The sequence below is a fragment of the Streptomyces roseochromogenus subsp. oscitans DS 12.976 genome (assembly GCF_000497445.1).
Taxonomy (GTDB): Bacteria; Actinomycetota; Actinomycetes; order Streptomycetales; family Streptomycetaceae; genus Streptomyces; species Streptomyces oscitans.
Genome location: NZ_CM002285.1, coordinates 3,601,071 through 3,609,966, shown reverse-complemented (window position 1 = coordinate 3,609,966; position 8,896 = coordinate 3,601,071). Strand labels below are relative to the sequence as shown.

At 73.7% G+C, this 8,896-nt stretch carries 6 protein-coding genes and 1 pseudogene; 5 read left to right on the top strand and 2 right to left on the bottom strand.

Features of this window, described 5'->3' with window-relative positions:
- Together M878_RS47965 and M878_RS65300 are read right to left on the bottom strand one after the other, a co-directional pair.
- The coding region (locus M878_RS47965; RefSeq protein ID WP_031225020.1) for a DUF5691 domain-containing protein at nucleotides 1–217 on the bottom strand (217 nt) is incomplete at its 3' end.
- Between the two features lie 70 nt (nucleotides 218–287).
- Nucleotides 288–1,643 (bottom strand): SWIM zinc finger family protein, encoded by a 1,356-nt coding sequence (locus tag M878_RS65300; protein ID WP_031225018.1) that lies wholly within the window; start codon nucleotides 1,641–1,643, stop codon nucleotides 288–290.
- Nucleotides 1,644–1,784: 141 nt separating this feature from the next.
- Here M878_RS65300 and M878_RS65295 point away from each other — a divergent pair, with 141 nt between their 5' ends.
- The 5 genes and pseudogenes from M878_RS65295 to M878_RS65275 form a co-directional block, all read left to right on the top strand.
- A complete protein-coding gene (locus M878_RS65295; protein WP_051430241.1) occupies nucleotides 1,785–2,954 on the top strand; it encodes an ATP-binding protein in 1,170 nt (389 codons plus the stop codon).
- On the top strand, nucleotides 2,951–5,632 hold the full coding sequence (locus tag M878_RS65290; protein WP_023547289.1) for a DUF5682 family protein: 2,682 nt from the start codon (nucleotides 2,951–2,953) through the stop codon (nucleotides 5,630–5,632). The genes M878_RS65295 and M878_RS65290 overlap by 4 nt, the downstream gene beginning before the upstream one ends.
- Nucleotides 5,633–5,643: 11 nt before the next feature.
- Nucleotides 5,644–6,810 (top strand): VWA domain-containing protein, encoded by a 1,167-nt coding sequence (locus tag M878_RS65285; protein ID WP_023547288.1) that lies wholly within the window; start codon nucleotides 5,644–5,646, stop codon nucleotides 6,808–6,810.
- Nucleotides 6,811–7,029: 219 nt separating this feature from the next.
- Nucleotides 7,030–7,959, top strand: coding sequence for a hypothetical protein (locus tag M878_RS65280; protein ID WP_158692695.1), 930 nt, complete (start codon nucleotides 7,030–7,032; stop codon nucleotides 7,957–7,959).
- Between the two features lie 214 nt (nucleotides 7,960–8,173).
- A pseudogene (locus tag M878_RS65275) lies at nucleotides 8,174–8,896 on the top strand (hypothetical protein); the annotation flags it as partial.

Below are 8,896 nucleotides of genomic sequence, written 5' to 3'. Positions count from 1 at the left end.
CGCGTGCGGGTCGTAGCCCGGCCCGCCGCCGTACGGTCGCCATGGCGGCCTCGTCCAGCAGCGCCAGGGGGGCCTCCCGGCCGGATCCGCCGTATGCGGCGGGGCGTCGGTCGGTGCCGAGGAGAGCGGTGGTGACCAGGTCTTCCCAGGAGCTGGGGGTGGCCGCGGTAGCCGTGGTGGCAGCGGTGGCCGCGTCGGTCGAGGGCGTCCCGTTCATCGCGTTCCCTTCCCTGCGTCGGTCCGATTGCCGGTGTCGCTTTGTCGGCGTCGTTTTTCTGGAGGAGCCGTCAGCACAGCGGTATCGCCTCGCCCGTGCTCTGTGGCCAGGCCGTGAGCGGGGTGAAGCCGCGGTGGCCGCACTCACCGAAGACCGTGACCGGGGCGCCGCCGGACAGCGCGACCAGCCGCCACAGGCCGGGGCGGGAGCGGGCGGCCCGGGCCAGCGGCAGGGCGGAGTCCGTGTCGGCGTCGGTCAACTGCCACAGGTCGCCGTCCGGGACCGGTATCACCCGGTCCAGCGTCACCGGGACCGACTCCAGCCAGGGGTCGTCGCGCAGCGCCTCGCCGTACCGGGCGGCCGCCTCGGCCGTGGTCGTGCCCGGTGGGCGGAACGCGGCCGGCACGGGCGGGGCGAACCGCTCACCCAGGGCGGACCGGGACTGACCGGCACCCGGATAGGCCGACAGCTCCGCGTCCAGGGCCAGCCCCACCGGCAGGGACAGTTCCGGAGCCCGGCCGGCCGCGCCGTAGGACAGCAGCAGCCGGGTGCGGCCCGACGCGGAGCCGTGCAGCCATATCCGGCGCGTCGTCAGTTTCGGGTCCACCGTGTCGTACTGGGCGAGAACCAGCCAGTGGTCGCGGACCGGCGTTCCGTCCGCCGTGGCGGGCAGGCCCAGCCGGGAGCGGACCGTGGCCGCGAGGCTGTCCGGCAGCCGGTCGCGGCCAAGCCAGCCCTGGTCGAGCAGGTGCAGCAGCGCACACTCCTCCAGCAGCCGGGCCGGCCAGCCCGCGCCGGACGCCGGGATCGCCCCCAACTCCCGTACCCGTGCGGCGAGTCCGGGGGCCTGTGCGTCGACCATGCGGGCCGCCGTCTCGTCCCACAGGCCGTACCCCGCCTGCTCGGCCGTGGCCAGGCCGCCGCGCAGCAGGTCGGCGAGGCGCTGCTCAAGCTCCGTCGCGCCCGCGGTGACCCGCTCGGCCCGGCGCTCGGCCCGCCGCCGCGCCGCCTCGGGATCGGCGGCTGCGGACCCCGAACTCCCCTCGCCCCGCGCCTGTTTGCTCTGGGCACGCTCGCGTCTGCCCGCGAGCCACTGCTCGGCCCAGTCCGGCAGCTCGGCCGACGCCGGCACCGAGCCGTCATCGCCCGCCCACAGCAGAAGCAGTCCGAGCGCGTGCTTGCACGGGAACTTACGGCTCGGGCAACTGCACTTGTACGCCGGCCCGGCCGCGTCCGTGAGATCGACCACCGTCTGATACGGCCTGCTGCCACTGCCCTTGCACAGCCCCCACACCGTCCCCTCTCCGCTCCCCGCCTCGGACCACGGACCGGCCGTGCCGAGCTTGCCTCCCGCTGTGCGTGACGCGGCGTCAGGCGCCAGTGACAGCACCTGTTCCGCGCTCCAGCGCACCCCCTGCTCAGTCATGCCACCGACGGTAGGTCCCGCCACTGACATTCGGCCGGGTGCGGGCATTTGCGCAGGTCAGAGCGATTGTCAGTGGCGTGGTGCACGGTGGATGCCAGATCCGAACCGGCCGAGCTGGAGGGGGCCTCAGCCATGTCCGCCATGTCTGCCACGTCTGCGTCCGCCACGTCTACGTCTGCCACGTCCACATCCGTGCGACCGACCACCGCCGAACCGAGCGACGGCGAAAGCGCACAGGCGCTGCGCCCGCACGCCGAGCACGCCTTCGCCGCCGAACTGGCCGCGCTCGCCGCGCAGGACGACCGCCCGCGCCCGGCCCGCTGGAAACTGTCGCCGTGGGCGGTGGCGACGTATCTGCTCGGCGGCACCCTGCCGGACGGCACGGTGATCACCCCCAAGTACGTGGGCCCGCGCCGGATCGTCGAGGTCGCGGTCACCACGCTCGCCACCGACCGCGCCCTGCTGCTGCTCGGCGTGCCCGGCACCGCCAAGACCTGGGTGTCGGAGCACCTGGCCGCCGCCGTCAGCGGTGACTCGACCCTGCTGGTGCAGGGCACGGCCGGCACCCCAGAGGAGGCGATCCGCTACGGCTGGAACTACGCGCAGCTGCTCGCGCACGGACCGAGCCGCGACGCCCTCGTGCCGAGTCCCGTCATGCGCGCCATGGCCGAGGGCATGACGGCCCGGGTGGAGGAGCTGACCCGCATCCCGGCCGACGTGCAGGACACGCTGATCACGATCCTGTCCGAGAAGACCCTGCCCATCCCGGAGCTGGGCCAGGAGGTCCAGGCGGTCCGCGGATTCAACCTCATCGCCACCGCCAACGACCGGGACAGGGGTGTCAACGACCTCTCCAGCGCGCTGCGCCGCCGCTTCAACACCGTGGTGCTGCCGCTGCCGGGGAGCGCCGACGCCGAGGTCGACATCGTCACCCGCCGTGTCGACCAAATCGGCCGCTCCCTCGACCTGCCGGCCGCGCCCGACGGCATCGAGGAGATCCGGCGAGTCGTGACCGTCTTCCGCGAGCTGCGCGACGGCATCACCGCCGACGGCCGCACCAAACTGAAGTCGCCCAGCGGCACGCTCTCCACGGCCGAGGCGATCTCCGTCGTCACCAACGGCCTCGCCCTGTCCGCGCACTTCGGTGACGGCGTGCTGCGCCCGGGCGATGTCGCCGCCGGCATCCTCGGTGCCGTCGTGCGCGACCCGGCGGCCGACCGGGTCGTCTGGCAGGAGTACCTGGAGACCGTCGTCCGCGAGCGCGAGGGCTGGACGGACTTCTACCGCGCGTGCCGGGAGGTGAGCGCATGAACGACACGCGCCGGCCCAAGGCCCATGACTCCGGGCCGCTCCTGCTGGGGGTGCGGCACCACGGTCCCGGTTCCGCCCGCGCGGTGCGCACCGCGCTCGACGCCGCCCGGCCGGCCGTCGTCCTGATCGAGGGCCCGCCCGAGGCCGATGCACTGATCCCGCTGGCCGCCGACCCGGACCTGCGGCCCCCGGTCGCCCTGCTCGCCCATGCCGTGGACGAGCCGGGACGCTCGGCCTTCTGGCCCTTCGCCGAGTTCAGCCCCGAATGGGTGGCGATCCGCTGGGCCCTGGAGCACGGCGTCCCGGCCCGTTTCATCGACCTGCCGGCCGCGCACACGCTCGCCTGGGAGGAGGGCGGGAGGGGGCCGGAGGAGGCTCCCGCCGGGTCCGGACCGCCCGCCGGACCCGGTGCCGCGGAGACCGCCGGGGATCCACAGGACGCCGGCGAAAGCCGGGACGCCGACAGGAACCGGGACGGCGATGAGAACCGGTGCGCCGATGAGGGCCGGGACAGCGGGGAGCAGGTCCGGGTCGACCCGCTCGCCGCGCTCGCCGGGGCCGCCGGATACGACGATCCCGAACGCTGGTGGGAGGACGTCGTCGAACACCGGGGCCCGGGCGAGCGGGATCCCTACGCCCCGTTCGCCGTGCTGGCGGAGGCCATGGGCGCGCTCCGCGAGCGGTACGGCGCGGGCGGGCACGCCCGGGACCTCGTCCGCGAGGCGCACATGCGGCTCCGACTGCGCGCGGCACGCAAGGAGTTCGGGGACGAGGTGGTCGTGGTCTGCGGGGCCTGGCATGTGCCCGCGCTGCGCGAGAGGACCACCGTCGCCGCCGACCGGGCCCTGCTGAAGGGGCTGCCCAAGGTCAAGACCGACCTGACCTGGGTGCCCTGGACCCACCGTCGGCTAGCCCGGTCCAGCGGATACGGCGCGGGCATCGACTCGCCGGGCTGGTACGGCCATCTGTTCCACGCCCCGGACCGGCCGGTCGAGCGGTGGCTGACCAAGGTGGCCCGGCTGCTGCGCGAGGAGGACCGGATCGTCTCCTCCGCCCATGTCATCGAGGCCGTCCGGCTCGCCGAGACCCTGGCGGCGCTGCGCGGCCGCCCGCTGCCCGGGCTGGTCGAGACCATCGACGCGGTGCGCGCGGTGATGGGCGAGGGCTCGGACGTGCCGCTGGCGCTGGTGCACGACCGGCTGGTGGTCGGGGACGTCCTCGGCGAGGTCCCGGAGTCTGCGCCGGCGGTGCCGCTGCAGCGTGATCTGGCCCGGCAACAGCGTGCGCTGCGACTCAAACCAGAGGCGCTGGAGCGCGAACTGGAGCTGGACCTGCGGGGTGAGACCGACGCCGGCCGCAGCAGGCTGCTGCACCGGCTGCGGCTGCTCGGCGTCGGCTGGGGCGAGCCCGCGCGGTCCCGGGGGAGCACGGGCACGTTCCGGGAGACCTGGCGGCTGCGCTGGGAGCCGGAGCTGTCGGTGCGGGTCGCCGAGGCGGGCGTGTGGGGGACGACCGTACTGGCCGCTGCGCAGGCCAAGGCCGAGGCGGACGCGACCGGCGCGGGCGCCCTCGCCGACATCACCGCGCTCGCCGAGCAGTGCCTGCTCGCCGGTCTGCCGGATGCCCTGCCGGTGGTCATGCGGGTGCTCGCCGACCGGGCGGCGCTCGACGCGGACGTCGGCCATCTCGCCCAAGCCCTGCCCGCCCTGGTCCGCTCCCTGCGCTACGGCGACGTACGCGGCACGGACACCGGTGCGCTGGCCGGTGTCGCCGCGGGCCTCGCCGAGCGCATCTTCGTCGGCCTGCCCCCGGCGTGTGCCGCGCTCGACAGGGACGCGGCGGACGAGATGCGCGGCCATGTGGACGCCGTGCACACGGCGGTGGGACTCCTGACAGAGACGCTGGCCGGTGCCGGTGCCGGTGCCGGTGCCGGTGCCGGTGCGGGCGCGGTGGAGCGCGTCGGTGCCGGGGCCCGGGGCGGCCCGGGCGTGGGTGCCGGTGGGAAAGAGCCAGCCGACGCCGGTGCGGGCGTGGGTGCCGGTCCCAGTATTCCCGCGCCCGCCCGTGCCGCCCCAGCCGCACGACTGCCCGTAGCTACGTACGACGGCTCCGGTGCCGGACGAGGCGATCTGCGGGACCGTTGGCGGGCCGTGCTGCGGACCTTGTCGGTGCGGGACAGCGTGCCCGGCGTGCTTCGGGGACGGGCGGTGCGGCTGTTGCTGGACGACGGCGCGTTGCGCTCCGAGGAGGCCGCGCGGCTGATGGGGCTCGCGCTGTCGCCGGGGACGCCGCCCGCCGACGCGGCCGCTTGGATCGAGGGCTTCGTCGGCGGCGGGGGAGGGCTGCTGCTGGTGCACGACGAGCGGCTGCTCGGCCTGGTGGACAGCTGGCTGACCGGGGTTCCGGCGGAGGCGTTCACGGACGTACTGCCGCTGCTGCGGCGCACGTTCGCGGCGTATGAGCCGGGGGTGCGCAGAACACTCGGTGAACTGGTCCGGTGCGGACCGGGAGACCGGGTGGCCCGGCGGGCCGCCCACGGCGCCGTGACACCCGGCTTCGCTGCCGAGCCGGACACCGAGCGCGCCGACGCCGTACTGCCGGTGCTGCGGTTGCTGCTCGGACTGGACGACGCGTTCGAGACGAGGGACGACAACAGCCTTGCGGGGGTGGGTACATGAGGAGCGAGTCGATGCCGGCGGCGGACATGGACGATCCGGCGCGGGAGCGGCTGCGGCGCTGGCGGCTGGTGCTCGGCGGCGGCCAGGCCGACGGCACCGGATGCGCGCTGTCCGGCCGGGACGCGGCGATGGACGGCACGCTCGCCGCGCTCTACGGCAAGGGGGACAAACCGCAGGCGGGCCGAGACCGTTCAGCGGGACTCGGTGCCTCGGCACCGTCCGTGGCCCGCTGGCTCGGGGACATCCGCACGTACTTCCCTTCCTCCGTCGTCCAGGTCATGCAGCGCGACGCCATCGACCGGCTCGGCCTCGCCTCACTCCTGCTGGAGCCGGAGATGCTGGAGGCGGTGGAGGCGGACGTGCACCTGGTCGGCACGCTGCTCTCGCTGAACAAGGCGATGCCGGAGACGGCGAAGGAGACGGCACGCGCGGTCGTGCGCAAGGTCGTCGAGGACCTGGAGAAGCGGCTTGCGACCCGTACCCGTGCCACCCTCACCGGCGCCCTCGACCGCAGCGCGCGCATCAGCCGGCCGCGCCACCACGACATCGACTGGAACCGCACCATCGCGGCCAACCTCAAGCACTACCTGCCCGAGTACCGCACGGTGGTGCCGGAACGGCTCGTCGGATACGGGCGCGCCGCGCGGTCGGTGAAGAAGGAGGTCGTGCTCTGCATCGACCAGTCCGGGTCGATGGCCGCGTCGGTGGTCTACGCGTCCGTGTTCGGCGCGGTCCTCGCCTCCATGCGGTCGATCAGCACCCGGCTGGTCGTCTTCGACACGGCGGTGGTCGACCTCACCGACCAGCTGGACGACCCGGTCGACGTCCTGTTCGGCACCCAGCTCGGCGGCGGTACGGACATCAACCGGGCGCTGGCCTACTGCCAGTCCCAGATCACCCGGCCCGCAGAAACCGTGGTCGTGCTGATCAGCGACCTCTACGAGGGCGGTATCCGTGACGAGATGCTCAAGCGGGTGGTGGCGATGAAGACGTCCGGGGTGCAGTTCGTGGTGCTGCTCGCACTGTCGGACGAGGGCGCGCCTGCGTACGACCGGGAGCACGCGGCGGCGCTCGCCGCGCTCGGTGCACCGGCCTTCGCCTGTACGCCCGATCTGTTCCCTGAGGTCATGGCCGCGGCACTCGAGAAGCGGCCGCTGCCGATACCGGACACCGTGTGACGCCGGGCACGAAAGTGGAGGGTACGGAAAAGGAAGAGGAGGGGCACGGGAAAAGAGGGATTCAGAAGACCGATTCAGAAGAGCGATACAGAAGACCGATACAGAAGAGAGGAAAACGGACATGACTACCCATGGATAAGGGGGGGTTGCGCGGCTTCGGGCGTGTCGTGCAAGGATCGGTGGAGCCCGTGCCGTGCCGATCCGAGGATGTCCGCCTCCTTGACCTTCCCAGCAGCCCTCCTTGGTACCACCGTGCGCGTGCTGCGTACGGCGGCGGGACGGCGTGCGCTCCAACTGGCAGTGCTGGTGGGCGGACTGTTCGCGCTGGGATTCCTCTGCGGCGAACAGGCGCACGCGGCCGACGGAACCCCGCTGCCGGCGAAGGTGACTTCGGCGCGGCTCGGAGAGACCGGCCATGAGAACCCGGTGCGGGCGGTCCGCACGGTCACCGAGCGCGTCGCCGCCCCCGTGCACGAGGCCGGCGAGCGGTCTGCCGCTCCTCAGCACCGAGTGGGTAAGCAGGTCGTCGCTCCCGTGCGTAAGGTCGTAGAACAGGCCGTCACGCAGGCCGTCACGCCGGTACGCGACGTGGTGGCCTCCGTTTTCCGGTCCCTCGACGCCACGGCCGCCCGAGCCGTCGAGAAGCCGCGGACATCCGCGCCCACCCTGGCGTTGCCCGGCCTGACCCAAGTCCCGGCCGCGGCCGTCCAGCTGGCGTCGGAGCCGCAGTCGACGGCGCCTCGCCCACAGGGGCACGGTGACGCGACGGTGTTCGCCCCAGCGGGGCAGAAACAGCGGCACGCCGGCGCCCGCACCCACGCTCACGCGGACCGTGCCGCCGTCGGGGCACCGGCGCCGGTCGCCGGGTACGGCCCGGAGGCCATCTCCGTGCCGCAGCCCGTGGCGCACGCCCTGGTGCGGCACGGCACCGCCGCCCTGGGTGCCCCCGGCCGGTCCGCGCCCGCCGGGGATCCGGACGGTGTGCTCGGCAAGCAGGCTGCCGACGGCAACGTGTCCGGCCACGGTGACGCGTACGCCCTCCCCCTCGACGACCGGGCGCCCCTGCGGTTCGCGCCCGGCGCCACCGCGCGCGTCGACGCGCCCCGCACCCGGGAACGGCACCGGGACATCCCCGTCTTCCCCGGCTAGAGAGCACGGCCGACCTCCCCGCCACGGACCTGTCGCGCGGGGGCGGAACAGGTCTGCCCTTCCGTCCGGCCCCCAGTGATCAGCGCAATCCGCGCTCACACGTCTCGCGTTCAGCGGTCTCCGGACGGAACCCCTAGCCGTTTCCGGCTCTTTCCAGGTGCTTTCAGCTGCTTTCAGCTGCATCCAGATGTTTTCGAAGGACTTGACGCACGCAATGAACAAGAACATCCGTCGTTCGATCGTGATAGCCGCCGGGGTCACCGGTGCATGGGCGCTCGGCTCGTCCGTCGCCAGTGCCGACGAACTGTCCAGCACTTCCGTGTCCGCACCGGACGCGGGCACCGACTCCGTCGCCGGAACGGTCGACGGCGTTCTCAGCGGTGTTCACGACACCGTCTCCGGCGTCCAGAACACCGTCGGACAGACCGTCTCCGGCCTGACCGGCACGGCCGCCTCGACCACCGCGACCGTCTCGGACAACGCCGCCAAGGCCACGCAGTCCCTGCAGTCGACGCGGATCACCGGCAGCGCCACCGGAACCGACGACCAGGCCCGCCGCTACGTCGACGCCAAGGTTCCGGCCGCCGCGAAGATCCGGGGCGCCGAGGCCGTCAGGGGCGCCCAGGCGGCCCGTAAGGCGCAGGCGCACGCTCAGGCCCGTGTCCAGGCCGACGGCACGCACGTCACCGGTCACGTCACCCACGCGGCCGCACACGCCGCCTCGACCGTGTCCCAGGCCGCCGCACACGGCACCGCTCAGGACGAGATCGACTACCTCTTCGGCCCGCTCTCCTCCTTCGCCCCCGAGGTGGAGGAGGCCCTGGCGGCCGCCCAGACCAAGCTCCAGGTCACGCAGGCGGCCGCCCGTGCGAAGGCGCAGGGCGTCGAGGGTGTCGTACGGACGACGGCGCAGCAGACCGTCGCCGGCGCGCAGGGC

Coding starts and splice junctions, on each gene's coding strand:
- M878_RS65300 (WP_031225018.1), bottom strand. CDS start 1,643: ATGACTGAGCAGGGGGTGCGCTGGAGCGCGGAACAGGTGCTGTCACTG.
- M878_RS65285 (WP_023547288.1), top strand. CDS start 5,644: ATGCCGGCGGCGGACATGGACGATCCGGCGCGGGAGCGGCTGCGGCGC.
- M878_RS65290 (WP_023547289.1), top strand. CDS start 2,951: ATGAACGACACGCGCCGGCCCAAGGCCCATGACTCCGGGCCGCTCCTG.
- M878_RS65295 (WP_051430241.1), top strand. CDS start 1,785: ATGTCTGCCACGTCTGCGTCCGCCACGTCTACGTCTGCCACGTCCACA.